The 23,435-nt window shown below is 53.8% G+C and carries 27 protein-coding genes; all 27 read left to right on the forward strand.

Annotated elements, in window-relative coordinates:
* Window positions 1–11: 11 nt before the first annotated feature.
* The 27 genes from ACSEXW_RS14645 (at window position 12) to ACSEXW_RS14775 (ending at window position 23,415) form a co-directional block, all read left to right on the forward strand.
* Complete coding sequence (locus tag ACSEXW_RS14645; RefSeq protein WP_438446904.1) at window positions 12–374, forward strand: response regulator; 363 nt, start codon at window positions 12–14, stop codon at window positions 372–374.
* A 29-nt stretch (window positions 375–403) separates the two neighbouring features.
* Entirely contained in the window at window positions 404–1,036 is a 633-nt protein-coding gene (locus ACSEXW_RS14650; RefSeq protein WP_438446905.1) for a flagellar biosynthetic protein FliO, read from the forward strand.
* The gene (gene fliP / locus ACSEXW_RS14655) at window positions 1,026–1,787 is read left to right on the forward strand and encodes a flagellar type III secretion system pore protein FliP (RefSeq protein WP_438446906.1); all 762 of its coding nucleotides are present in this window, start codon (window positions 1,026–1,028) and stop codon (window positions 1,785–1,787) included. The genes ACSEXW_RS14650 and fliP overlap by 11 nt, the downstream gene beginning before the upstream one ends.
* A gap of 24 nt (window positions 1,788–1,811) precedes the next feature.
* Window positions 1,812–2,081, forward strand: a complete 270-nt coding sequence (gene fliQ, locus ACSEXW_RS14660; RefSeq protein ID WP_438446907.1) for a flagellar biosynthesis protein FliQ — start codon at window positions 1,812–1,814, stop codon at window positions 2,079–2,081.
* A gap of 8 nt (window positions 2,082–2,089) precedes the next feature.
* Window positions 2,090–2,875, forward strand: a complete 786-nt coding sequence (gene fliR, locus ACSEXW_RS14665; protein ID WP_438446908.1) for a flagellar biosynthetic protein FliR — start codon at window positions 2,090–2,092, stop codon at window positions 2,873–2,875.
* A 23-nt stretch (window positions 2,876–2,898) separates the two neighbouring features.
* Window positions 2,899–3,990 carry a flagellar biosynthesis protein FlhB gene (gene flhB / locus ACSEXW_RS14670; protein WP_438446909.1) on the forward strand — a complete coding sequence of 364 codons (1,092 nt, stop codon included), beginning with the start codon at window positions 2,899–2,901 and terminating at the stop codon, window positions 3,988–3,990.
* A 20-nt stretch (window positions 3,991–4,010) separates the two neighbouring features.
* On the forward strand, window positions 4,011–6,044 hold the full coding sequence (flhA, locus tag ACSEXW_RS14675) for a flagellar biosynthesis protein FlhA (RefSeq protein ID WP_438446910.1): 2,034 nt from the start codon (window positions 4,011–4,013) through the stop codon (window positions 6,042–6,044).
* Window positions 6,041–7,432, forward strand: coding sequence for a flagellar biosynthesis GTPase FlhF (gene flhF, locus ACSEXW_RS14680; protein ID WP_438446911.1), 1,392 nt, complete (start codon window positions 6,041–6,043; stop codon window positions 7,430–7,432). Before flhA ends, flhF begins: the two co-directional genes overlap by 4 nt.
* Window positions 7,425–8,306: a MinD/ParA family protein gene (locus ACSEXW_RS14685; RefSeq protein WP_438446912.1), complete on the forward strand. Its 882-nt coding sequence runs from the start codon at window positions 7,425–7,427 to the stop codon at window positions 8,304–8,306. The genes flhF and ACSEXW_RS14685 overlap by 8 nt, the downstream gene beginning before the upstream one ends.
* 53 nt (window positions 8,307–8,359) lie before the next feature.
* On the forward strand, window positions 8,360–9,499 hold the full coding sequence (locus tag ACSEXW_RS14690; protein ID WP_438446913.1) for a protein-glutamate methylesterase/protein-glutamine glutaminase: 1,140 nt from the start codon (window positions 8,360–8,362) through the stop codon (window positions 9,497–9,499).
* Window positions 9,500–9,578: 79 nt separating this feature from the next.
* Window positions 9,579–11,642: a chemotaxis protein CheW gene (locus tag ACSEXW_RS14695; RefSeq protein WP_438446914.1), complete on the forward strand. Its 2,064-nt coding sequence runs from the start codon at window positions 9,579–9,581 to the stop codon at window positions 11,640–11,642.
* Between the two features lie 31 nt (window positions 11,643–11,673).
* Window positions 11,674–12,132 carry a chemotaxis protein CheW gene (locus ACSEXW_RS14700; RefSeq protein WP_438446915.1) on the forward strand — a complete coding sequence of 153 codons (459 nt, stop codon included), beginning with the start codon at window positions 11,674–11,676 and terminating at the stop codon, window positions 12,130–12,132.
* 38 nt (window positions 12,133–12,170) lie between these two features.
* Window positions 12,171–12,758, forward strand: a complete 588-nt coding sequence (locus tag ACSEXW_RS14705; protein WP_438446945.1) for a chemotaxis protein CheC — start codon at window positions 12,171–12,173, stop codon at window positions 12,756–12,758.
* Window positions 12,755–13,249: a chemotaxis protein CheD gene (locus ACSEXW_RS14710; RefSeq protein ID WP_438446916.1), complete on the forward strand. Its 495-nt coding sequence runs from the start codon at window positions 12,755–12,757 to the stop codon at window positions 13,247–13,249. Before ACSEXW_RS14705 ends, ACSEXW_RS14710 begins: the two co-directional genes overlap by 4 nt.
* Before the next feature lie 2 nt (window positions 13,250–13,251).
* Window positions 13,252–13,665: a hypothetical protein gene (locus tag ACSEXW_RS14715; protein WP_438446917.1), complete on the forward strand. Its 414-nt coding sequence runs from the start codon at window positions 13,252–13,254 to the stop codon at window positions 13,663–13,665.
* A gap of 18 nt (window positions 13,666–13,683) precedes the next feature.
* Entirely contained in the window at window positions 13,684–14,472 is a 789-nt protein-coding gene (locus ACSEXW_RS14720; RefSeq protein ID WP_438446918.1) for a FliA/WhiG family RNA polymerase sigma factor, read from the forward strand.
* Window positions 14,473–14,492: 20 nt separating this feature from the next.
* Window positions 14,493–15,902, forward strand: a complete 1,410-nt coding sequence (locus tag ACSEXW_RS14725) for a flagellar assembly protein A (protein WP_438446919.1) — start codon at window positions 14,493–14,495, stop codon at window positions 15,900–15,902.
* 18 nt (window positions 15,903–15,920) lie between these two features.
* A complete protein-coding gene (locus ACSEXW_RS14730) occupies window positions 15,921–16,256 on the forward strand; it encodes a hypothetical protein (RefSeq protein WP_438446920.1) in 336 nt (111 codons plus the stop codon).
* Window positions 16,257–16,312: 56 nt separating this feature from the next.
* Window positions 16,313–16,909 (forward strand): hypothetical protein, encoded by a 597-nt coding sequence (locus ACSEXW_RS14735; protein ID WP_438446921.1) that lies wholly within the window; start codon window positions 16,313–16,315, stop codon window positions 16,907–16,909.
* Entirely contained in the window at window positions 16,896–17,411 is a 516-nt protein-coding gene (locus ACSEXW_RS14740; RefSeq protein WP_438446922.1) for a hypothetical protein, read from the forward strand. Before ACSEXW_RS14735 ends, ACSEXW_RS14740 begins: the two co-directional genes overlap by 14 nt.
* A gap of 246 nt (window positions 17,412–17,657) precedes the next feature.
* On the forward strand, window positions 17,658–18,356 hold the full coding sequence (rpsB, locus tag ACSEXW_RS14745) for a 30S ribosomal protein S2 (protein ID WP_438446923.1): 699 nt from the start codon (window positions 17,658–17,660) through the stop codon (window positions 18,354–18,356).
* A gap of 205 nt (window positions 18,357–18,561) precedes the next feature.
* Window positions 18,562–19,212, forward strand: coding sequence for a translation elongation factor Ts (tsf, locus tag ACSEXW_RS14750; protein WP_438446924.1), 651 nt, complete (start codon window positions 18,562–18,564; stop codon window positions 19,210–19,212).
* 108 nt (window positions 19,213–19,320) lie between these two features.
* The gene (gene pyrH / locus ACSEXW_RS14755; protein ID WP_438446925.1) at window positions 19,321–20,049 is read left to right on the forward strand and encodes a UMP kinase; all 729 of its coding nucleotides are present in this window, start codon (window positions 19,321–19,323) and stop codon (window positions 20,047–20,049) included.
* A gap of 1 nt (window position 20,050) precedes the next feature.
* Window positions 20,051–20,605, forward strand: a complete 555-nt coding sequence (gene frr, locus ACSEXW_RS14760; RefSeq protein ID WP_438446926.1) for a ribosome recycling factor — start codon at window positions 20,051–20,053, stop codon at window positions 20,603–20,605.
* A 61-nt stretch (window positions 20,606–20,666) separates the two neighbouring features.
* Entirely contained in the window at window positions 20,667–21,440 is a 774-nt protein-coding gene (gene uppS, locus ACSEXW_RS14765) for an undecaprenyl pyrophosphate synthase (RefSeq protein WP_438446946.1), read from the forward strand.
* Window positions 21,441–21,460: 20 nt separating this feature from the next.
* Entirely contained in the window at window positions 21,461–22,258 is a 798-nt protein-coding gene (locus ACSEXW_RS14770; protein WP_438446927.1) for a phosphatidate cytidylyltransferase, read from the forward strand.
* A 17-nt stretch (window positions 22,259–22,275) separates the two neighbouring features.
* Entirely contained in the window at window positions 22,276–23,415 is a 1,140-nt protein-coding gene (locus ACSEXW_RS14775; RefSeq protein ID WP_438446928.1) for a 1-deoxy-D-xylulose-5-phosphate reductoisomerase, read from the forward strand.
* The last annotated feature ends 20 nt before the right edge of the window (window positions 23,416–23,435 follow it).

The following is a 23,435-nucleotide window of genomic DNA, read 5'->3' on the forward strand; positions in this document are numbered from 1 at the left end:
GGATTTTTACTATGGCAAACCGTATTCTGATTGTGGACGATGCAGCATTTATGAGGATGATGATCCGTGACATCCTGACAAAAAATGGGTACGAGGTTTGCGGCGAAGCCAACGACGGCGCTCAAGCAATTGAGAAATATAAGGAGTTGCGCCCGGATCTGATCACTATGGACATTACCATGCCCGAAATGGACGGCATCAATGCGCTGAAGGAAATCAAGAAGATCGAGCCGAACGCTAAGGTCATCATGTGTTCCGCTATGGGTCAGCAGGCGATGGTTATCGATGCGATCCAAGCAGGAGCCAAGGACTTTATCGTTAAGCCGTTCCAGCCTGACCGCGTTATCGAAGCCATCAAGAAAACTCTCGGGTAATTCCAGCCGAAGGGAAGACGGACTGCCGAATGAAAAGACGTACGAAGCGGCTTATGGCCGCGGCAACGTTCATGGCTAGTTGCGGAGCTTACGCGGGGGTTTGTTATGCCCAGTCGGGCGACGGGAAGATCGAAGGGTTGCCGGATACCGGCAGCCCGGCTGACACCTTCTGGATGCTAGCTAAGGTTGTCGCCTTCTTAATCATAATTATCGGAATCTTCCTCTTAATCATGAAGGTTGTTGCGCAGAAGAACAAAATGTTCCATTCCACCCGTTCCATCAAATCCATCGGCGGCCTGGGATTAGGACCTAACAAGTCCGTACAGGTCGTCCAGATCGGGCGAAGTCTTCTGGTGCTTGGAGTCGGCAACGATGTGGAATTGGTATCGAAGATCGAGGATCCCGAAGAAATCCAGTATATTCTAGACCATATCCAACCGGGACCAGGTGATTTCAAAGGATTTCCCAGCATGGGCGAATGGCTGAAGAGATGGGGAAAACGTCAGGATGCTCCGGAGGATATGGATGTAACACCGTCCTTCCAAGCCGTCTTTCAAGAGAAAATGCAGCGGATCGCGAACCGCCAGCAGAAGGTGGATGAGGTAATGGGCCGGGGGCAACAGAATCCTTATGATCGGTTAAGTGACCGTCATGAAGAATAAACTGTTGTTCTCCCTCCTGGTGGTGGTATTGATCGGGTTATGCTCCGCGGCTACGGCCTTCGCGGCGGATCCCATACCGAATATCAATCTCAGCATCGGAGACGGAGCCCAAGGAGCAGAGGGAGCCTCCGGCACGCTGAACATTCTGCTTATTCTAACCGTGCTGACACTGGCGCCATCCATTCTTGTTCTGATGACGAGCTTCACCCGTATCGTGATTGTGCTGGGCTTCGTTCGAACCTCGCTCGGCACGAATCAGATGCCTCCGAACCAGGTTCTGATCGGATTAGCTTTGTTTATCAGCCTGTTCATCATGTCACCGACGATCGGCGAGATCAACCAAGTTGCTTATCAGCCGTACGTGAAGGGACAGATTACGCAAACGGAAGCGCTGGCCAAAGCAGCGGTCCCGCTCAAGCATTTTATGGGTGAGCATACGAGGGAGAAGGACCTGAAGCTGTTCTTGGATTATTCCAAGGCCGAGACACCTACAGGCTTTGACGACACCCCGTTGACTGCCCTGATTCCGGCCTATGTCATCAGCGAGCTGAAGAGTGCGTTTCAGATGGGCTTTATGATTTTCATTCCCTTCCTGGTTATCGACATGGTCATATCCAGCACCTTAATGGCGATGGGGATGATGATGCTGCCGCCCGTGATGATTTCCTTGCCCTTCAAGATTCTGCTCTTCATTCTGGTGGATGGCTGGTACTTGGTTGTGAAGTCCTTGCTGGAAAGCTATACGACATAATCTTGACGGTCAGGAGGAACATGCATGAGCTACGAATTTGTCATCCGTCTGGCAGGCGAAGCGGTATACGCCGTTTTAAAAGCCAGTGCACCCATGATGATCATTGCTCTTGTCGTCGGTCTCCTGATCAGTGTCTTTCAGGCTACGACGCAGATACAAGAACAGACCTTGGCCTATGTACCGAAGATCCTCGCGGTGCTGCTGTCCGTGCTGGTCTTTGGTCCATGGATTTTAACGACCTTGGTTGATTTTACTTACAATCTCTTAAGCAATTTGAATCAATACGTCGGGTAGGCAGAAAAATGGAGACCTTACTGCTATCCTTGTCCGGCTTTCTGCTTACTTTTTGTCGAATTGGTTCTTTTTTTGTCGTGGCTCCTGTAATCTCATCCCGCAATGTTCCAGGCTCTTTCAAGGTGGGTTTGGCTTTTTTTGTCTCTCTCCTGACGTTCTCAGGCATGGGGCTTCAGCCAGTCCCGTTGGACGGTCTCTACATCATCGCGGTGATCAAGGAAATCCTGGTGGGCTTGCTCCTGGGCTTCATCGGGTATATGTTCTTCACGGTCGTGCAAGTTTCCGGTTCCTTTATCGATATGCAGATCGGGTTATCCATGGCCAACATCATCGATCCAATGACAGGGGTTTCAAGCCCCATTATCGGTAATCTGAAGTTTATGGTCGCGACCCTGCTGTTTCTGTCTTTCAACGGACATCATTTTTTGCTGCAGGCCATCATGGACAGCTACAAATGGATCCCGCTGCAAAATGAAGCATTCGTCAATATGTACAACGGGGCGATATCGGATTTTCTGGTCCGAACCTTTACCGATACCTTCGGAATCGCATTCAAGATGGCGGCACCTCTGGTCGCCGCATTGTTTTTGACCGATTTAGGCCTTGGCATTCTGGCGCGCACCGCACCACAGTTCAACATATTTGTCATTGGCGTGCCGCTTAAGCTGCTGGTCGGACTCCTGCTGCTGGCGATGCTGCTGCCGAGCATGCTCTTTTTGTTCCAGGATTTATTCTCAGCCTTATTCACTGCAATGGAAAAAGCGATCGCCATCATGGCCGGGCAGCAGACGTAGCTTAATGGAAAGGGGGAAAAGACGTGGCATTATACCGCTACCGTCTGAATCTGCAGCTGTTTTCCGGAGAGAAGACGGAGCAGGCAACCCCCAAGAAAAAGGCCGATGCCCGCAAAAAGGGCCAGGTCGCCAAAAGCCAGGAATTGCCCGGAGCCTTCATCTTATTTTTCTGCTTCCTGGCCTTCATGATGTTCGGCGGCTACATGAAGGATCATCTCTACAAGATGATATTCGGTGTCCTGAACGATATGCTGCTGACGGAATTGAACATGAACAGCGTAAGGGCGCTGTTCTCCCAGCTGTTAGTGGAAATGATCCTGCTGCTTGCACCGATATTTTTGGTGTCCATAGTCGTGGCTGTTCTCGGCAACTACATGCAGATCGGCTTTATGATGTCCGGCGAGGCGCTGGCTATGAAATTCAGCAAGCTCAATCCGGTGGAGGGCGCCAAAAGGATCTTCAGCATGAGGGCAGTGGTCGATATGCTGAAGACGCTGCTCAAGATGACTCTGATCGGATTTATTGTTTATTCCTCTCTGTGGGGGGAGAAGGACAACCTTCTCAATATGGCTAATCTTCCCTTGAACGGGATGCTGAAGATTGTATCGGGCATTGCCGTAATGTTAGGCATCAAAATCGGCATCGCACTGGTCGTTCTGTCCGTGTTCGATTATATGTACCAGAAATACGAGTATGAGAAGAGCCTCCGGATGTCGAAGCAGGACATCAAGGATGAGTACAAAAAATCCGAGGGCGATCCGCTGATCAAAGGCAAGATCAAGGAGAAACAGCGGAAAATGGCGCTGCAGCGGATGATGCAGGATGTTCCGAAGGCCGACGTCGTCATCACCAACCCGACCCACTATGCCATCGCCATCCAGTATGAGGCCGGCAAGATGGAAGCTCCTCGGGTGTTGGCCAAAGGAACTGATTTTGTGGCTTTGAAAATCCGGGAGGTGGCCAAACAGAACGGCATCGTCACCATGGAGAACCGTCCTTTGGCCCGGGCCCTTTATGATCAGGTTGAGATCGGCCAATTTATCCCGGCTGACTTGTTCCAAGCCGTGGCGGAAGTGCTGGCCTATGTGTACCGTTTGAAAGGTAAGGCAAAATAAAAGGAAAGGAGCGCACCTTCATGCGAATCAGGGATTTGTCCATCCTGCTGGGTATTATCGGAATCATCCTGATGATGGTGGTTCCTGTCAACAAGCATGTGATGGACGTACTGCTCATCATCAACATCTCTCTGGCCATGATGATCCTATTGGTATCCATGAATACCCAGGAGGCGCTCCAATTTTCCATATTCCCGTCGATGTTGCTTATCACGACCTTGTTCCGTCTGGCGCTGAACGTATCGACGACGCGAAATATTTTGGCGCATGCGGATGCCGGGGATGTGGTGGCGACCTTCGGGGAATTTGTGGCCCAAGGCAATATTGTCGTGGGTTTTGTCGTATTTCTGATTCTGGTGGTTGTTCAGTTTATCGTCATCACGAAGGGCTCGGAGCGCGTGGCCGAAGTGGCGGCGCGGTTTACCTTGGACGCCATGCCCGGTAAGCAGATGAGCATCGACGCGGATCTGAATGCCGGCATGATCAACGAAACCCAAGCCCGGGAGCGCCGCTCCAAGATCGAGCGGGAAGCGGATTTTTACGGCGCCATGGACGGTGCGAGCAAGTTCGTCAAAGGGGATGCCATCGCAAGTATCATCATTCTGATCATTAACCTGCTGGGCGGCTTGATCATCGGAGTGATCTACCACAACATGGACATCCCCGAAGCCGCAAGAACCTTCACCAAGCTCTCCATCGGTGACGGTCTGGTCAGCCAGATCCCTGCGCTTCTCATCTCTACGGCGGCCGGTCTGATCGTGACGCGGGCCAATTCCGAGAGCAATCTGGCAGCGGATATTACCGGCCAGCTCTTCGCTTATCCGAAGCTGATGTATATCGTAGCCGGTACGATCGCCCTGCTGGGGATCATAACCCCGATTGGCGTTGTATCCACCTTCCCGATTGCAGGTCTGTTCGCATTCGCCGGTTACCGGATGCAGAAGAATCTGAATCAGAAGCAGGTGGAAGAGGAGGAGGCGGAGGAGCAGCAGCAGATCGAGGAGGTCCGCAGCCCCGAGAGCGTCATCAGCCTGCTGCAGGTGGATCCCATCGAGTTCGAGTTCGGTTATGGTTTGATCCCGTTGGCTGACACCCAGCAAGGGGGGGATTTGCTGGACCGGATCATCCTGATTCGACGTCAATGTGCCCTTGAACTTGGGGTTGTGGTCCCGGTTATTCGCATTCGCGACAATATTCAACTAAAACCGAATGAATATATTATCAAAATTAAAGGAAATATGGTGGCTCGTGGTGAATTATTACTTAATCACTACCTGGCCATGAGTCCCGGGTTCGATGACGACTCCATCTCGGGTATTGAGACCGTGGAGCCAGCATTCGGTTTGCCGGCGATCTGGATCGATGAGCCTACCAAGGAACGGGCGGAACTATCCGGCTACACCGTGGTGGATCCTCCTTCCGTCGTTGCCACTCACTTGACAGAGATTATCAAGCGGCATGCCCATGAGCTGATCGGGCGTCAAGAGACCAAAGCCCTGGTGGAGAATGTCAAGGAGTCCTATCCGGCTCTGGTCGACGAGCTGATCCCCAATGTGCTCACCATCGGAGATCTGCAGAAGGTACTGGCGAAGCTGTTGAAGGAGAAAATTTCGGTCCGCGATTTGGTTACCATAATGGAAACCCTTGCGGATTACGGCAGCTACACCAAGGACCCGGACATCTTGACGGAATATGTGAGACAAGCCTTGTCCCGGCAGATCACCCAGCAATTCGCTTCCGCCGGAGATGCATTGAAGGTCATCACAGTGGGGCCGTCCCTGGAAAAGAAAATTGCGGAGTCCGTGCAGCAGACGGATCAAGGATCCTATCTGGCTCTGGATCCGTCCTCGTCCCAGATGATCTTCCATAAGCTGAATGAGCAGATCGGCAAAGCGGTGCAATCCGGTCAACAGCCTGTCATCCTTACATCACCAACCATACGGATGTACTTGCGCCAGCTTTTGGAGAGAACCCTGCAGGATATCCCCGTGTTATCGTACAGCGAACTTGAGCCGAACGTTGAAATTCAGAGCATGGGAGTTGTGAATCTATGAGGGTAAAGCGTTATGTGGTGGATTCCATGCCGGATGCGCTTCAGCAAATCCGGACCGATCTGGGAAAGGACGCCGTCATACTGAATACCAAGGAAATTCGCTCGGGTGGATTCCTCGGACTGTTCAGCAAGAAGAAAATTGAAGTCATCGCGGCGACCGATACGGCTTCGGCCACCGCAAACGCTAGTCGTCCTCGTCAACCCACTACTCCGGCAAGACCAGCTCCGCAGCCATCCGCCGGCTTAATGCCGGAGATGTCCGCCGCGCAGACGGCCGTAGCCGTGTTGGAGCAGCGGATTGCGGCCCAAGAACCTCAACCGGCCGTGTCGGCCCCTCGTCAAGAGGCACGAAATCTAGAGCCGGAAGGGCCGATGGTGCCGATGGTGCCGGTGGTGCCGCTTCAGCACGGAGCGGCCGCTTACGGAGCGACTGCCGGACAACCGGTTGCGGTGAAGCCCAAGCTGCAACAAGCGGTACCGGTGCAGGAGAGCAAGATTGCCAGCGTACCCGAGGATACGGTATTGGCCGAGCTTCGCGCAATGAAACAGATGATGCAAAAGCTGGCATCCGCAGGTGTACTGGCGGAGGAGCCGAACCCGGTCATCGAAGAGCTGAAGGAACGGTTGACCGAACAGGAGCTTCGTTCGGAGATCGTACAAGAGCTGCTGGGTGACTTGGAGGAAATGGCCCGCGACAGCGGGGAGGAATTGGACGGCGAATTCGCCAAGCGGGTTCTGAAGGATAAGTTGAGAATCATGCTTGGGGCGAACACTCACAAGTCCCTTTCACCCGAGACTCGGATTGCACATTTCGTAGGTCCTACCGGGGTTGGGAAGACCACGACCATCGCCAAGCTTGCCGCGGAGCAGGTGTTGAAATACCGGCGGAAGGTCGGTTTCATTACCTCCGACACGTACCGGATTGCGGCGGTCGACCAGTTGAAGACCTACGCCACTATATTGGGCGTGCCCTTGGAGGTCGTATTCTCTCCGATGGATCTGAAGAAGGCATTCGATGCCCTTCATGATCGGGACATCATCTTCATGGATACGGCCGGACGCAATTTCCGGAATGAGATGTACGTCTCGGAGCTCAATGCCCTGCTTCATGCAGGAGGCAGAAGCGAAACGTACCTGGTGATGAGTTTGACGACGAAGTACAAGGATATGAGAGCCATCGCCGACAATTTCTCCAAGTTTAAGCTCGACAAGGTTCTGTTCACGAAGCGGGATGAAACGGACACCTTCGGCCCCATCGTCAACCTTCTTCATGAATTCCCGCTGCAGTTGTCCTATATCACGACCGGACAGAACGTTCCCGATGATTTCGCCGTTGCCGACGAGAATGAAATTATTGACCTGATATTGGAGGAACAATCGGATGAATGACCAAGCGCAGACCTTGCGAGACCTCGTGTCCTCCCGGCATGATTTGCGCCCCGGTGCAAGGACGACCAAGATCATCACCGTCACGAGCGGGAAAGGCGGGGTGGGGAAATCCAATTTCACCTTAAATTTTGCGCTTACGCTTCAATCCAAGGGGTTCAAAGTTCTGGTATTCGATGCGGATATCGGATTGGCCAATATCGATGTGCTGATGGGAGTCACCCCGAAGTATAATCTGTACCACCTCCTGAAGAAAGAGAAAACCATCTGGGACATCATCCATACCGGCTACAACGGGCTGGAATTTATCGCAGGCGGGTCAGGCTTCAGCGACTTGATCCGGCTTTCCGAGGAGCAGTTGGATTACTTCGCCGAGCAGGTCAGCCAGCTGAATGGGCATTGTGACATCATCCTGTTCGACACCGGTGCCGGTCTCTCGAAGGAAACGCTGAAGTTCATCCTATCGGCGGAGGAGACCATCGTGGTGACTACTCCGGAGCCGACCTCTATTACGGATGCCTACGCCATCATCAAGATGGTGAACAATATGCAGCCTGGGATCCGGTTCAAGCTGGTGATTAACCGGGTTACGGAACCGAAGGAAGGCAAGCAAACGGCAGACAAGATCACGCTTGTCGCCAAGCAATTCCTTCAAATGGACATTCCGACCCTGGGCTATGTGGCGGATGACAGTAATATTACCAAGGCAGTGAAGCGTCAGGTTCCGTTCACCATTGCATTCCCGAATTCCCCCGCCAGCTATAACCTGAAGGAAATGGCGGAGCTCTTCGTTCAAGGACAGGCCTTCGAGCCTCTGATGAATCAGACGGCAGGCATGAAGGGATTTTTGTCCAAGATGCTGAAGCTGATGAAATAACCGACTATTGATCAGTGATGAACTAACATCGAGAGAGAGAGGGGAGCAGCGGGATGAATACCAAACGTATTCTGGTCGTCGATGACTCCGTTTTCATGCGTAAAATCATCTCGGATCTCATCTCGGAGCGTCCCGGCTACCAAGTGGTAGGAACGGCCAGAAATGGCCGTGAAGCTGTGGAACTGGCCAAAAAAGAGAAACCCGATTGTATCACCATGGATGTGGAAATGCCTGAAATGAACGGCTTGGAAGCCTTGAAGATCATCATGAAGGAGAATCCGACGCCGGTCATTATGTTAAGCACCTTAACTCAGGAGGGGGCCTTGGAGACGATTCAAGCACTGGAAGCCGGGGCCGTGGACTTTGTTCAAAAACCGTCGGGTTCCGTCTCCTTGGACCTGTTCAAGGTCAAAGAAATCCTCTATGAGAAGCTGGATATCGCCGTCCAATCCAAGATCAAACGATTTGCCGCTCCCATACAGCCTGCTCAAAAAGCACCGCCGCCTGGAGATCCGGAAGAGGCCGATAGGAAGATAACGCCGAATAGGCCCATGGTCCTCCCACCGGCAAAGCCGCGAGAAAAGCTCAAGCCGACATCCTTGCCCGGTACAGGCTTCGATCAACTGGTGGCCATCGGGACTTCAACCGGCGGGCCGAGGGCTCTGCAGCAGGTACTGAGCCGGCTGCCGGCGAATTTTCCCGCACCGATCGTCATCGTCCAGCATATGCCTCCGAATTTTACCCATTCTCTGGCGATCCGATTGGACACCCATAGCGCCATCCGGGTTGTCGAAGGGGAGGATGGAATGGGGCTGTTGCCCGGGACGGCTTATGTAGCGCCTGGCGGTTATCACATGCGGATTCACAAGGAGCAGGGCAAAGGCTACAGGCTCCGATTATCCAAGGAAGAACCCCGAGGAGGCCACCGTCCTTCCGTTGACACTATGTTCGAGTCCATTCTTCCATACCATGAACTGAAGCGCCATATCGTCATCATGACCGGAATGGGTAGCGATGGCGCGAGAGGGCTTCATGCATTAAAGCAGCAAGGTGCGGCTTCCACCATCGCGGAATCGGAAGATACGTGTGTCGTATATGGAATGCCGCGAGCTGCGGTCGAGCTGGGAGGCGTGGATCACCTCTTGCCCGTACATGCCATCGCGAACAAATTGGTGGAAATCTTGATGAAGTAGAACGGTGGGGAGCGCCTGTGTGCGAGCCCCAAGACTACATAGATAGGGTTAGCGTGAACTAAGACGGAGGTGTATGGAAGTGGAACTTAACCAGTACTTATCCATGTTTATCGATGAATCAAAGGATCACCTTCAAGCCATTAACGAGAACCTGCTCAGCTTGGAGCAAAGCCCGTCGGACATCAGCATCGTCCAGAATATATTCCGTTCTGCGCATACGTTGAAGGGCATGTCAGCAACAATGGGCTTCGAGGATTTGGCGAAGCTGACCCATGAGATGGAAAACGTGCTCGACCTAGTCCGCAATAACAAACTTTCCATGGATTCATTCATCTTCGATTGTCTCTTCAAAGGCACGGATGCGCTGGAGAACATGGTGAACGACATCATCCAGGGCGGTACGGGTCAAGCGGATGTATCCCATATCGTAACGGCTCTGAAGTCAATCGTTTCTGGCGATTATCAGAAGCAGGAAGCACCGGCGGCCGCTCAGAAACAGGAGACGAAGCCGGCAGCATCTGGCTCCATGGATTTGGACGAGTTCCAGTACTCCGTCATCGAACAATCCATATCCGCCGGGCATCAAGTGTTCTTTATAGAGGTTAGCGTCCGCGAGGATTGTGTTCTGAAAGCGGCACGTGCCTATATGGTGTTCGATCTGTTCGAGCACAACGGGGAAGTCGTGAAATCCACTCCTTCCGTACAGGATATCGAGCAGGAGAAATTCGATCGGTCCTTCTCCGTATTCTTCATCTCCCAATTGGGACAAGAGCAGCTTCAGGGCATGATTCTGAATGTGTCCGAGATCGAATCGGCCAAGGTTGTAACAGTAGACGAAGCTTTCTTGAAGGACATCGCGGAGCAAAAGAACGCGGCTCACATACAAGCTCAAGCCGTCGTGACCCAAGCACCGGCAGCTTCCGTACCTGCCAATGCTCCTGCAGGAGGACAGGCTCCGGCGGCCAAGGCGGCCGGCGGTCAGCAGGCTGTAGCAAACCGGACCATCCGGGTGGATATCGAACGGTTGGATCTCTTGATGAATCTCTTCAGCGAAATGCTGATCGACCGGGTTCGGCTGGAGCAGCTGGCCAGCGAAGTCCGGCGCTCGGATCTGACCGAGACGGTCGAGCACATGGCCAGGGTCAGCAGCGATCTGCAGAACATCGTGTTGAAGCTCCGGATGGTTCCGGTGGACACGGTCTTCAACCGCTTCCCTCGTATGGTGCGAGACGTGGCCAAGTCATTGGACAAAAAGGTGGATCTGGTCATCATCGGTGCGGAAACGGAGCTCGACCGCACGGTCGTGGACGAGATCGGCGATCCGTTGGTCCATCTCCTTCGGAATTCCGTCGACCACGGGGTCGAACCGATTACAGATCGGATCAAGGCCGGCAAGAACGAGACCGGCACCGTGTATCTTAGGGCCTTCCACAGCGGTAACCACGTCTTCATCGAGATCGAGGACGATGGCCGCGGCATCAACCGGGAGAAGGTGCTGAAGACCGCCATCAACAAAGGGATTGTCAAGCCGGAGCAAGCCGACCGGATGACCAATGATGAAGTGGCCGCTCTTCTCTTCGCACCGGGCTTCAGTACCGCCGACAAAATCTCCGATATTTCAGGCCGCGGCGTCGGTCTGGACGTCGTGAAGACCAAGATCGAATCCCTGGGCGGCGTGGTCAGCGTTGAATCCAAGCCTGGACTTGGCACGAAGTTCTCGGTTCAGCTGCCTCTGACCCTGTCCATTATCGCCGCCATGCTCGTCCGGGTGGAGAAGGAAAAATACGCTATTCCGCTGTCCTCCATCGTCGAAACGGCTTCGATCAAGTCCGAGCAGGTCCGTTATATCCATGGCGCTCCTATGATTACGTTCCGCAATAGCGTCATCCCGCTGGTATCGTTGGCCGAGGTGTATGAAGTGCCTTCCGCTGCGGAATTCAAAGCGGGCGAGACGGAGATCGTCATCGTGAAGAAGGGCGATAAGATGGCGGCATTAATCGTAAGCGAGCTGATCGGCCAGCAGGAGATCGTCTTGAAGAATATGGGCAAGTACTTGTCGAACGTGTTCGCTATCTCCGGCGCCACCATTCTGGGAGACGGCCAAGTGGCTCTGATCATCGATACCAACGCACTCATTAAATAAGCGGACCAATATTCCTCGGGAGGGAATCCACATGGGAGAAGAAATCAAAGTCATCGTGTTTGCGCTTGCCAATGAAGAGTACGGAATCGAAGTGGAGAAGGTCAAAACCATCGAGCGCATGATGCCGATGACCCGTGTACCGAAAACCTATGACTTCATCAAAGGAGTCATCAATCTTCGCGGCGTGGTCGTTCCGGTTCTCGATTTAAGAGGCCGCTTCGGCCTGCCGGAGAGTGAATACACGGACAATACCAGGATCGTGATCATCGCCGTTAACGAGATGGAAGTCGGAATGATCGTGGATTCGGCCAATGACGTCATCGACGTGGACACCGATCAGATTCAGGATCCGCCGGAGATCGTCGGCGGTGTACGCGCCAAGTATCTGCGCGGCGTTGCCAAGGTGGGAGACCGTCTTCTGGTACTGCTGAACCTGAAGGAAGTATTAAGCAAGGGTGAGATTATCAAACTAGAAGAGCTAGAGGAGTAATGCCGGTGACTGAATTCAAACCTTTTGCCGAACTGCAGATGGACGTTCTGAAGGAAGTGGGGAACATTGGGGCGGGGCATGCCGCAACGGCATTATCCAAGCTGCTGGATAAGCCGGTGGACATGCTGGTCCCCAAGGTCCGGATGGTTCCGTTCGAAGAAATTGCGGAGAGCGTCGGCGGCATTGAACAGGTTGTGGTGGCTATCTTCCTGCGGGTGGACGGGGAAACTCCCGGGAACATGTTCTTTATTCTGACCCAGGAATCAGCCAAACGGCTGCTCAGCAACATCGTCGGGATCGAGGTGGAGAGTGACGACTCCTATACGGAGATGGAGCTGTCCGCCTTGAACGAAATCGGCAATATTCTGGCCGGCTCCTATCTGACCTCCCTGGCTGATTTTACGAATTTGAACATGCAGCCGACCGTCCCTTCTCTCGCCATCGATATGGCCGGCGCCATCCTGACGTACGGACTCCTGCAATATGGCGAGATGGGCGATCATGCGCTATTGATTGATACGGCGTTTCTGGAAGGGAAGAACGAAGTCGAGGGTCACTTCTTCCTGATCCCGGACCCCCAATCCTTTGATAAAATCTTCGCAGCGTTAGGAGTGCCGCACGGATGACGCAGGAAGCTCTTATCAAAGTCGGAATGGCGGACCTGAACGTAGCCTCATTGACCGGAATTTTGAAGACAACAGGTCTGGGTTCCTGCGTAGGAGTAACCCTGTGGGACCCCAGGGTAAAGGTGGCGGGTATGGCCCACATCATGCTTCCTTCATCGGACATCGCCAAAGAGGGCAATATGAACATAGCCAAGTATGCCGATACCGCACTGCCTGAAATGATCAGCAAAATGGAGAAGCTAGGCGCACTCGTCAGCCGCATGGAAGCGAAGCTGGCCGGCGGAGCACAGATGTTCGCCTTCTCCAACAACAGCGACACCATGAGAATCGGTCCTCGTAACGTCGAGTCCTGCAAGGAGATCTTGAACCGGTACCGGATTCCGATCCGGTCGGAGGATACTGGCGCGAACTATGGGCGAACCATTGAATTTGATTGTGCTACCGGAATGCTGGTGATCCGGAGCGTACAACATGGAGTAAAGGAAATATAGCGATGATAGGATCCTTCCGTTGGAACTTGTTTGCAGGAGCTGTCGGATTTGCCGGAACGCTGCTTGCATCCTTTCCTCGAAACGTATGGAAAACCGCACTGATTCATAGCTTCTACAGCTTCCTTTTTCTCATCCTGTTCACCTTCGTGGTCCGTTGGGTCTTGGCCCTCTTGATCGCCTCCTCCGGTGTACGATCCGGCCCGGGGGATATCCAGGAGACCGGGACCGAACCCCACAAGGGGCGTACCATCGACCTGTCTACCCCGGATAATGGGGAAATGCCGGGCTCCCAGACGGAGCAGGGCTCCGAAGACTCCTTATCCTTTACACCTTTGAATCCGCCTAAGCTTACAACCAAGATGGATCAGGACCCGGAAGAGCTCGTTAAAGCGCTGCGCCGTATGACGGAAGAGTAAGGGGGTGGAGGATAGACCGTGTTAGAACAAAAAGCTTCTCAAATCTCCCATTCGGAGCTCTGGCGGCAATGGAAGGAAGAAGGCCGCTCCGAAGCTAAAAAGGAATTGATCGAGGTCTTTTTACCCCTGGTGGAATTCGTCAGCAACCGCCTAGCCATTGGATTGCCCAAGAACGTATCCAAGGATGATTTGATGAGCTTTGGAATCATCGGCTTGATTGACGCAGTGGAGAAGTTCGATTACTTGCGCGGATTGCAGTTCGAGACCTACGCCTCCTGGAGAATCCGCGGCGCGATCATAGACGGCTTGCGTCAAGGAGATTGGGTGCCCCGTTCCGTCCGTGAGAAGGCGAAGCGGGTGGAGGAGGCTTACTCCAAGCTCGAGCAGCAGTATTTGCGGTCCGTGACGGACGAAGAGATCAGCTCTTACCTCCAGGTGTCCATTCAGGAATTCCAACAGATGGTGCAGGATATTGCCGTTACCACGGTTTGTTCCATTGACGATCCGATCCGGGATGAGGAATCGGAGACCCGATTATCTCTATTGGTGGATGAAAAAGCCAAAAATCCCGAAATTACGGTTAATGAGTTTTTCCTGAAGGATATGCTGGCCAAATCCATCGACCGTCTTACGGAGAAGGAGCGCACGGTGATCTCGCTCTTCTACTTCGAAGACTTGTCATTAAGCGAAATCGCCGAAGTGATGTCCTTGTCGCCCTCGCGGATCTCTCAGCTCCATTCGAAAGCGATCCTGAGGTTAAGAGGGTCACTGACCCGGCACAAAGCACAGCTGATGCAAAATTCATAAGGCGAGAGGAGGAGATCCGGATGACTGAGCAAGGAATGCCGTTGGAGTATTATGTGAATGTTACGTTGTCCCAGGATAAATTAGTTGCTTACCTTCATTTCACGAATTGCGACGAAACCTTTACATGCACGGTTGCGCAATTGGAAGATATCGTTAAGAACCAGCATATCATCCATGGAGTCAACCACGAGATTTTGGCTAAAATCGCATCGACCCCTGTTGCTTATATGTTGGAAAAAACCATAATTGCAACCGGAGATAAACCGGTAGACGGCAAAGACGGCTACATCGAATACATGTACGATTTGAACGGGAATGAAAAACGGCCGTTGGAACGAGAAGACGGGACCGTTAACTATAAAGAAGTCACCTCCATCAACAATGTCCGTAAAGGACAGATCATTGCGAAGCGGATCCCTCCCATGGACGGGACGAACGGTAAAGCGGTCACAGGTGAAGCGCTGTTTGCCAAGGCGGGCAAAGAAGCACGTTTCAAGCTAGGCAAAAATGTGGTGACCGATACGGAGCAAACAGCCATGTATGCCGCCATAGACGGCGTTGTGGTCAAGACGGACCGGGATAAAATCAACGTTTTCCCCATCTACGAGGTGAATGGGGATGTGGATTTTAATGTCGGGAATATTAATTTTGTGGGCACCGTGGTGATTCGCGGCAATGTTCATCCCGGGTTCAAGGTCAAGGCATCGGGAGATATCCGGGTTACAGGCGGCGTAGAAGCGGCTGAGCTGGAAGCGGAGGGCTCCATCGAGATCAGCGCTGGAATTCTGGGCCAGCATAAGGGATTCGTTAAGGCCGGCAAGAACGTGAAAAGCTCCTTCATCCAGGACGGTACCGTCGAAGCGGGTGAGGATATTGTTGTTTCACAAAGCATCATGCACTCCACCATCCGCGCGGGTAAAAACGTTCTCTGTCAGGGAACCAAAGGACTGATTGTAGGCGGTACCATCCAAGCGGGCGATAAGGTTGTGGCCCGTACCGTCGGCAATTCCATGTCCACCGTAACCGCTATCGAGGTCGGAGTTCTGCCGGAGCTGCGCAATGAGCTTATCCAATTGCGGACTCAGATGCGGAGCCAGATGGATAACCTGGATAAGACGGAGAAGGCTCTCTCTCTGCTGGATCAGATGGCGGCAGCCGGACAGCTGTCGCCGGATAAGCTGGCCATGCGCATCAAGCTGGGCCATACCAAGAAGCAGGCCGTCGACGAGCTGGCCCACCTGAAGGAACGGATTCTTGAGATCGAGAAGACGCTGGAGGATACGGATAAAGCGAAGGTCATGGTCGGCTCCATGGTATACGGCGGGACGAAGATCGTCATCGGGCGGTATACCAAGTTCGTCAAGGATCCAACATCACGTGTGTGCTTCAAGCTTGATAACGGAGACATCGTGGCGACCGCGAACTTCTAGAGCCGGGAGGGATGAAGGATGAGCTTCAAAGCCATCGACATGTCCTTGGCCGTTCATAAGACCAACGATGCCGCCCAGCTGCAGCGTGACCTGCATCATAAGCCGCAAAGCGATCAGTCTGCCTTGGCCCAATCGGGTATCAAGACGGATGAGATCAATCGGCAGAAAGCGCCGAAGCTCGAAGAAACGGACAAGTCCAAGATCCGTGACAACCGCAAAGGGAAGCGGCAGGATAAGTCTGGCACATCAGCCTCCCATGCCGAGCAAGCATCGCCGGAGAATGGGCCAGAGGCGAAGAAGCCGCCTGAACCCCTTCATCCCTACAAGGGGCGTCATATTGATATGTCGCTCTAACGTAGCTGTATTGGAACCTGACGGAATCGGAAGTGATAGGTTTGAAGGAACCGTTTATGTACGTAGTGATGATCGGGCTGCTGATCTTGGTATTCTCATCTCTCCTGCCCAAGAACAAGTCCTCCGCCTCGAAGAGCGGGTCACCTGAGCTGATGAAGGAAATGGAAGAAACGATGGAGGGTTTCCTCGCCGAGCTGGAGGAGGATAACCAGAAGCTGATCGGAACGATGACCGCCATGAAGCAGGAACATGAGGCAGCGGTTCGGAAGCTGTCGGACCGGGTGGATCTGCTCGAGCAGCAGCTGCGTGAGCAGAGTCTGGAGTGGAACCGGTTGACGCTTCAACGGCTGGAACGTCAAGAAGCCGAGCAAGCGGAGCGGGACCGTCATCCTGCCAGCGTTGGCGCTGTCATGTCCGTACAAGCTGCGGGCAGTGCCGGAACGACCATATCTTCTGCGAAGACGGAGCTTGTTCCGGATGAGCCTCCGGTGATGCCGGTGACGATCCGGTCCCGCTATGAGGAATTGTTCCGGATGCATGATGAGGGCAAATCGGTGGAATACATAGCGAAGAAATCCGGCATGAACAAAGGCGAGGTTCAGTTGATCATTCAATTGGCCGTACAGGAGGAACGCAAAGGTGTTCAAAAATAGATCGTTCCTTAAAGGGCTGGGTTCGGGCTTTATTGCCGGAGCTCTTTTGCTGCAGATTATGATCATGGTCCGCGAGGTGGATAACCGGGTGCCGCAGACCGAACAAGGCACTCGCCCGGAGGTGACCGCTGAGGTCATCAAGCAGCGGGCAGCGGAATTCAATCTGAAGGTCTATGACAAGAACGAGAAGGTCTACGACCAGAAGCAATTGGATGATACGGTGGCGAAGGCAGTGGCGGCGGCGAAGGCGGAAGGGGCTGGCGCTCCGGCTGGGACACAGGGACCGAAGCAGGTGACCGTCTATATCTTAGAGGGGATGCCGGCGACGAACGTGGTCGACCTTCTGTATAAGTCGGGGATCATCGTGGACCGGCAGGCTTTGGAGACGACCATCATCGAAGGACAGTACACCTCGAAACTCCGGGCCGGGCTCTACACGTTCAACCTGAATGAGAAGATCGAGGATGTCATTGCGAAGCTTACGGCACCTCCGCGCCATTGACAAGGGCTCCCTCCCCGGGAAGCCCTTGTTCGTTTTTATTCGGCTGTCTGTGGCAATGAGTGTCGAAATCAAGGTTTTCGCCAGTTGCAACGCCTATGCAGTTGTGGTATAGTTATTAGCGGTGTTAAGAAGTGTTACAAAACACACGCCGATCAATTCTCGGAAACGGTGCTCCGCAAGGAGTTTTTCCGCGAAAGTGCGACCGGCGGCGGACACTAAAAACCAATTTTAAGGAGGTGCGTGAGGATGGCAGTAATTTCCATGAAACAGCTTCTGGAAGCTGGGGTACACTTCGGTCACCAAACCCGTCGTTGGAACCCGAAAATGGACAAATACATCTTCACCGAAAGAAACGGCATTTACATTATCGACCTGCAGAAGACTGTGAAGAAGGTCGAGGAAGCTTACAACTTCGTGAAATCCGTCGCAGCAGAGGGCGGCACTTTCCTGTTCGTAGGCACCAAGAAGCAAGCTCAGGATTCCGTTAAGGAAGAGGCTGAGCGCAGCGGCATGTACTACATCAACCAGCGTTGGTTGGGTGGTACGCTGACCAACTTCTCCACCATTCAGAAGCGGATCGACCGCCTGCATGAGCTGGAGCGTTGGGAGCAAGACGGCACCTTCGAAGTACTGCCTAAGAAAGAGGTTATCATTCTCCGCAAGGAAATGGAACGTCTGGAGAAATTCCTGGGCGGCATCAAGAACATGAAGGGCCTGCCGAGCGCATTGTTCGTCATCGACCCGCGCAAAGAGCGCATCGCCGTAGCCGAAGCCCGCAAGCTGGGTATTCCGATCGTAGGTATCGTCGATACCAACTGCGATCCGGACGAAATCGACTACGTGATCCCGGGTAACGACGACGCGATCCGCGCCGTGAAGCTGCTGACTGCCAAGATGGCTGACGCAGTGATCGAAGCGCATCAAGGCGAGCAAACCACGGCGTAAGCTGAAGCGATAGAACGTAGAAGAAAGGGTGGGTTGAAGGTGTAATAACCTATCACCACCCTTTTTTTCAGGAATAATTAGTTCCTTACATATCCGGATACACTAAATTCTGACACGATCCTAGAGCTTCGCATCCGGGTGTCAGGCTGAGATTGACCCATGCTGTGACCAGTGAGAAGCTGGCCAAACCATAGGAGGGCTAACCATGGCAGTTAATGCTTCGCAAGTAAAAGAGCTGCGTGAAAAAACAGGCGCAGGAATGTTGGATTGTAAGAAGGCGTTGGAAGAAACCGACGGCAACATGGAAAAAGCGATCGAGTTTCTTCGTGAGAAAGGTCTTGCTGCAGCAGCCAAAAAAGGCGGCCGTATCGCAACCGAAGGTACCGTTGAATCCTATATCCATGCCGGCGGCCGTATCGGCGTTCTGGTTGAGATCAACTGTGAAACCGACTTCGTAGGCAAAACCGAGCAGTTCCGCGAGTTCGCACGCGATATCGCCATGCAAATCGCTGCAGCCAGTCCGAAATTCGTGCGCCGTGAAGAGGTTTCGGCCGAAGAGCTGGAGAAGGAGAAGGAAATCCTTCGCGCTCAAGCGTTGAACGAAGGCAAGCCGGAGAAAATCGTCGACAAAATGGTGGAAGGCCGCATCAACAAGTACTACGAAGAGTACTGCTTGCTGGAGCAGGCTTTCATCAAGGATCCGGACAAAACCGTAGAAACCCTTCTGAAAGAAAAAATCGCCGCCATCGGCGAGAACATCTCCATCCGCCGCTTCGTTCGTTACGAGCTGGGCGAAGGTCTGGAGAAGAAGCAAGACAACTTCGTAGAAGAAGTTATGGCTCAAGTGAAGCAATAAGACACATAGCACAGGCAGGACTAAGAGAGCAGGAACACGAAAGTGTTCCTCTTTTTTAAAATTAGAAAGAGTAAAAATGGGTATACCCGGGCCATGGAGGTAGAGAAGTTGGAACAACCAAAATTCAAACGAGTCGTATTAAAGCTGAGCGGCGAAGCGCTCTCGGGCCAGATCGGCTACGGCATCGATTCGCAAACGATCGTATCCATCGCCGATCAAGTGAAGGCTGTCGTCGAATTGGGCGTTGAGGTCGCCATCGTAGTAGGAGGCGGCAACATCTGGCGCGGCATTGCTGGCAGTGCCAAAGGAATCGACCGTGCTACCGCCGACTATATGGGAATGCTGGCAACGGTGATGAACTCCCTGGCGCTCCAGGATGCATTGGAAACGGCCGGTGTGCCGACCCGAGTCCAATCCTCCATCACCATGCAGCAGGTGGCAGAGCCCTATATCCGCCGCCGGGCCATCCGGCACCTGGAGAAGGGACGCGTCGTCATCTTCGCAGCAGGCACCGGCAATCCGTACTTCTCTACGGACACCACGGCAGCTCTGCGTGCCGCAGAGATTGAAGCCGAAGTCATCCTGATGGCGAAGAACAAGGTGGACGGCGTATACTCCGCAGATCCCTTCAAGGATGCAACAGCTGTGAAATACGAAACGCTGACATATTTGGATGTGCTCAACAAGAACCTGGGAGTCATGGATTCCACGGCTTCCTCCTTGTGTATGGACAACAACATTCCGCTGATCGTCTTCTCCATCACGGAGAACGGCAACATCAAGCGGGTGGTGCTCGGCGAAAAAATCGGGACCATTGTTAAAGGGAGTGCAGACTAAGATGCCGCAATCGATCAAGAAAAACGCTGAAGAGCGTATGGAAAAAGCGATCGCTTCCCTGAAGAAGGAGCTGGCTTCCCTGCGTGCGGGCCGCGCCACTCCGTCCTTGGTAGACCGGATCCAGGCGGAATATTACGGTGCGCCGACTCCGATCAACCAATTGGGCAACATCACTACTCCGGATTCCAGAACGCTCTTGATCCAGCCGTGGGACAAATCGGCCATCTCGGTCATCGAGAAGGCGATCATGAAGTCCGACTTGGGTCTGACGCCGTCCAACGACGGCATCGCGATCCGTCTGGTCATCCCCGCATTGACGGAGGAACGCCGGGCTGAGCTGGTGAAGCTGACCAAGAAATACGGGGAAGAGGCGAAGGTGGCCATCCGTAATATCCGCCGCGACGCCAACGACGACATCAAGAAGCTGGAGAAGACCGGTATGCCGGAGGACGAATCCCGCAGGCATCAGGACGAGATCCAGAAGCAGACGGACAAGTATGTAGCCGAGATCGACAAGGTACTGGCTGCCAAAGAGAAAGAGATCATGGAAGTATAAGGCAACAACGCCCCTTTCTCGGAGGGGGCTTTTCGATTTTTTGGCACCGGGGGAGATGGATTTGATCGGGCTGTTCAAGAAGTGGGGAAAGCAAACGACAGAGGGCACGGAGCTCTCCAGAGATGAGCTGCTGAAGGGGAAGATTCCGAAGCACGTCGCTGTCATTATGGACGGAAACGGACGTTGGGCCAAGTCCCGGGGGATGCCCCGGATGGCCGGCCATCACGCGGGCATGAAAGCCGTGAAGAGAGTCACCATGGCCGCCGACGGGCTGGGCGTGGAAGCTCTGACCATGTACGCCTTTTCGACCGAGAATTGGAAGAGGCCCCAGGACGAGGTGGACTTCCTGATGAAGCTTCCCCAAGAGTTCTTGGCGATCGAATTGGATGAACTGGTGGAGAAGAACGTCCGGGTCCGGATGACGGGAATCAAGGACGGCCTTCCGTCCCATACGGTGTATGCCGTGGAAGAAGCCATGGAACGGACGAAGCATAATACCGGACTGATCTTGAATTTTGCATTGAACTATGGAAGCCGCAATGAGATGATCACGGCGATGAAGGAAATGATGGAGGATGTCCAGAGCGGCAAGATCCGTCTGGAGGACATCGAAGAGGAGACCTTCGGCCGGTACCTGAAGACTTCAGGGCTGCCGGACCCGGATCTCCTGATCCGTACCAGCGGTGAGCTGCGGCTCAGCAACTTCATGCTGTGGCAGATGGCCTACACCGAGCTCTTCTTCTCTCCCTTGTATTGGCCGGACTTCGGCGAGCGGCACTTCCACGAAGCGATACATGAATATCAAAGACGTTCCAGAAGATACGGCGGCTTGTAGAGGCACTGGAGGAATCAGGGTTGAAGCAACGGATTATTACCGGCGTCGTAGCCGGTGGGGTGTTTGTAGCCATGTTGGCGTTGGGCGGCTATTGGTATTTCGGATTGGTGCTGCTGCTTGCCATCATCGGCTATGATGAATATGTGAAAATGATGGGTTTGAAATCCTTTACCGGAACGTGCTTGCTAGGGCTGGCCGCCATGCTGGCCATTACGGTGCCTTGGGACCATATCGTGGACGGAGGAGAGATCTCCGTGTCGTCGGTCCTCTGGTTCCTCATGCTGGCACTGCTTACCGTAACGGTCGTATCCAAGAACAAGCTGACGATCGACCATGCTGCCTTTCTTGTCATCGGAGTCCTCTATATGGGCTTCGGCTTCCATTATATGATCGCTACCCGCTGGCTCGAGCCGCACGGTCTGTTTTGGACGCTGCTCGTGTTTTTTTGCATCTGGGCTTCCGATTCCGGAGCGTACTTTACGGGCAAAGCCTTCGGCAAAACGCCCTTGTGGCCGGCCATCAGTCCGAATAAAACCATCGAAGGGTCCTTCGGCGGCCTTCTGCTATCCGTCATCGTCGCGGCGGTATTCAGCTGGCTCCATCCGGAGCATCTGTCGATGCTGCGGGCTGTCGGCTTGGGTCTCTTGATCGGCGCTGTCGGCCAGATGGGCGATCTGATCCAATCCGCATACAAGAGGGTCAAGGGAATCAAGGATACGGGAACGCTTCTGCCGGGTCACGGAGGAGTCTTGGACCGGGTAGACAGCTGGCTGATCGTGTTCCCGTTTCTTCATCTGATCTCCATGATCCCATCCTAAGGGAAAAGGGTGGCATAATGAAAAAGCGCATAGCCGTACTGGGCTCTACCGGCTCCATCGGCACCCAAACCTTGGACGTGGTAGCCCATGATCCGGACCGCTATCAAATTGAAGCCTTGGCGGCGGGCAGCAACATCTCGCTTCTGCTGAAGCAGATCGATCGCTTTGCACCTCGGCTGGTTTCCGTGGCCAACCGTGAGTTAGCTCGGGAGGTCGAACTTGCAGCCGGTCGGAAGACCAAGGTGTTGTACGGCGACGAAGGCTTGATCGAGGCTGCAGCCGCCACGGACGCTGATCTGGTGGTGACGGCCGTGGTGGGCAGCCAAGGGCTGAAGCCTACCTTGGCCGCCATCGATGCCGGCAAGGCCATCGGACTAGCCAATAAGGAAACCTTGGTTACGGCCGGCCATCTCGTATCGGAGCGGGCCAAGGCCAAGGGCGTGCCGCTGCTCCCGATCGACAGCGAGCACTCCGCCATCTTCCAATGCCTGAACGGCGAGTCCCGGCAGGAGGTCTCCAAGATTATTCTGACCGCCTCCGGCGGATCGTTCCGCAGTCGTTCGAGAGCCGAGCTGGAAGGCGTGACGGTCGAGGAGGCGCTCCGCCATCCCAATTGGTCCATGGGAGCCAAGATCACCATCGATTCGGCGACAATGGTCAACAAAGGGCTGGAGGTCATCGAAGCGCACTGGTTATTCGGGATGCCTTACGATCAGATCGAGGTGCTCCTGCACCCGGAGAGCGTCATCCACTCCATGGTGGAATTCCGGGATCACAGCGTGATGGCCCAGCTGGGCAACCCGGATATGCGGGTTCCGATTCAATATGCGCTCACGTATCCAGCAAGAAGGCCTACACCGACCGAGCCGCTTCGGCTGGCGGAGATCGGGAAGCTTCACTTCAAGGAAATGGACTTCGAGCGGTATCCTTGTCTGGCCATGGCCTACGAGTGCGGCCGCACGGGCGGGACGATGCCTACGATATTTAATGCCGCTAATGAAGTGGCGGTTGCCCGGTTTTTGCGGGGAGAGATTGCATTCTTGGATATCGAAGAAGTCATCAGCCGGACCATGGAACGTCATACTCCGGTTCACACCCCCGATCTGGACGACATTGTGGAAGCGGACCGTTGGGCCCGCGAAGCGGCAGGCCGGTAATCTCTTAAGAAGGAACAGGC

The organism is Oryzibacillus soli, from assembly GCF_051594765.1.
Lineage (GTDB): Bacteria > Bacillota > Bacilli > Paenibacillales > NBRC-103111 > Paenibacillus_AR.

Coding starts and splice junctions, on each gene's coding strand:
- fliR (WP_438446908.1), top strand. CDS start 2,090: ATGGAGACCTTACTGCTATCCTTGTCCGGCTTTCTGCTTACTTTTTGT.
- ACSEXW_RS14685 (WP_438446912.1), top strand. CDS start 7,425: ATGAATGACCAAGCGCAGACCTTGCGAGACCTCGTGTCCTCCCGGCAT.
- ACSEXW_RS14715 (WP_438446917.1), top strand. CDS start 13,252: ATGATAGGATCCTTCCGTTGGAACTTGTTTGCAGGAGCTGTCGGATTT.
- flhA (WP_438446910.1), top strand. CDS start 4,011: ATGCGAATCAGGGATTTGTCCATCCTGCTGGGTATTATCGGAATCATC.
- rpsB (WP_438446923.1), top strand. CDS start 17,658: ATGGCAGTAATTTCCATGAAACAGCTTCTGGAAGCTGGGGTACACTTC.
- fliP (WP_438446906.1), top strand. CDS start 1,026: ATGAAGAATAAACTGTTGTTCTCCCTCCTGGTGGTGGTATTGATCGGG.
- ACSEXW_RS14700 (WP_438446915.1), top strand. CDS start 11,674: ATGGGAGAAGAAATCAAAGTCATCGTGTTTGCGCTTGCCAATGAAGAG.
- ACSEXW_RS14645 (WP_438446904.1), top strand. CDS start 12: ATGGCAAACCGTATTCTGATTGTGGACGATGCAGCATTTATGAGGATG.
- ACSEXW_RS14730 (WP_438446920.1), top strand. CDS start 15,921: ATGAGCTTCAAAGCCATCGACATGTCCTTGGCCGTTCATAAGACCAAC.
- ACSEXW_RS14735 (WP_438446921.1), top strand. CDS start 16,313: ATGTACGTAGTGATGATCGGGCTGCTGATCTTGGTATTCTCATCTCTC.
- ACSEXW_RS14725 (WP_438446919.1), top strand. CDS start 14,493: ATGACTGAGCAAGGAATGCCGTTGGAGTATTATGTGAATGTTACGTTG.
- flhF (WP_438446911.1), top strand. CDS start 6,041: ATGAGGGTAAAGCGTTATGTGGTGGATTCCATGCCGGATGCGCTTCAG.
- ACSEXW_RS14650 (WP_438446905.1), top strand. CDS start 404: ATGAAAAGACGTACGAAGCGGCTTATGGCCGCGGCAACGTTCATGGCT.
- ACSEXW_RS14710 (WP_438446916.1), top strand. CDS start 12,755: ATGACGCAGGAAGCTCTTATCAAAGTCGGAATGGCGGACCTGAACGTA.
- ACSEXW_RS14690 (WP_438446913.1), top strand. CDS start 8,360: ATGAATACCAAACGTATTCTGGTCGTCGATGACTCCGTTTTCATGCGT.
- ACSEXW_RS14775 (WP_438446928.1), top strand. CDS start 22,276: ATGAAAAAGCGCATAGCCGTACTGGGCTCTACCGGCTCCATCGGCACC.
- tsf (WP_438446924.1), top strand. CDS start 18,562: ATGGCAGTTAATGCTTCGCAAGTAAAAGAGCTGCGTGAAAAAACAGGC.
- fliQ (WP_438446907.1), top strand. CDS start 1,812: ATGAGCTACGAATTTGTCATCCGTCTGGCAGGCGAAGCGGTATACGCC.
- frr (WP_438446926.1), top strand. CDS start 20,051: ATGCCGCAATCGATCAAGAAAAACGCTGAAGAGCGTATGGAAAAAGCG.
- ACSEXW_RS14705 (WP_438446945.1), top strand. CDS start 12,171: ATGGACGTTCTGAAGGAAGTGGGGAACATTGGGGCGGGGCATGCCGCA.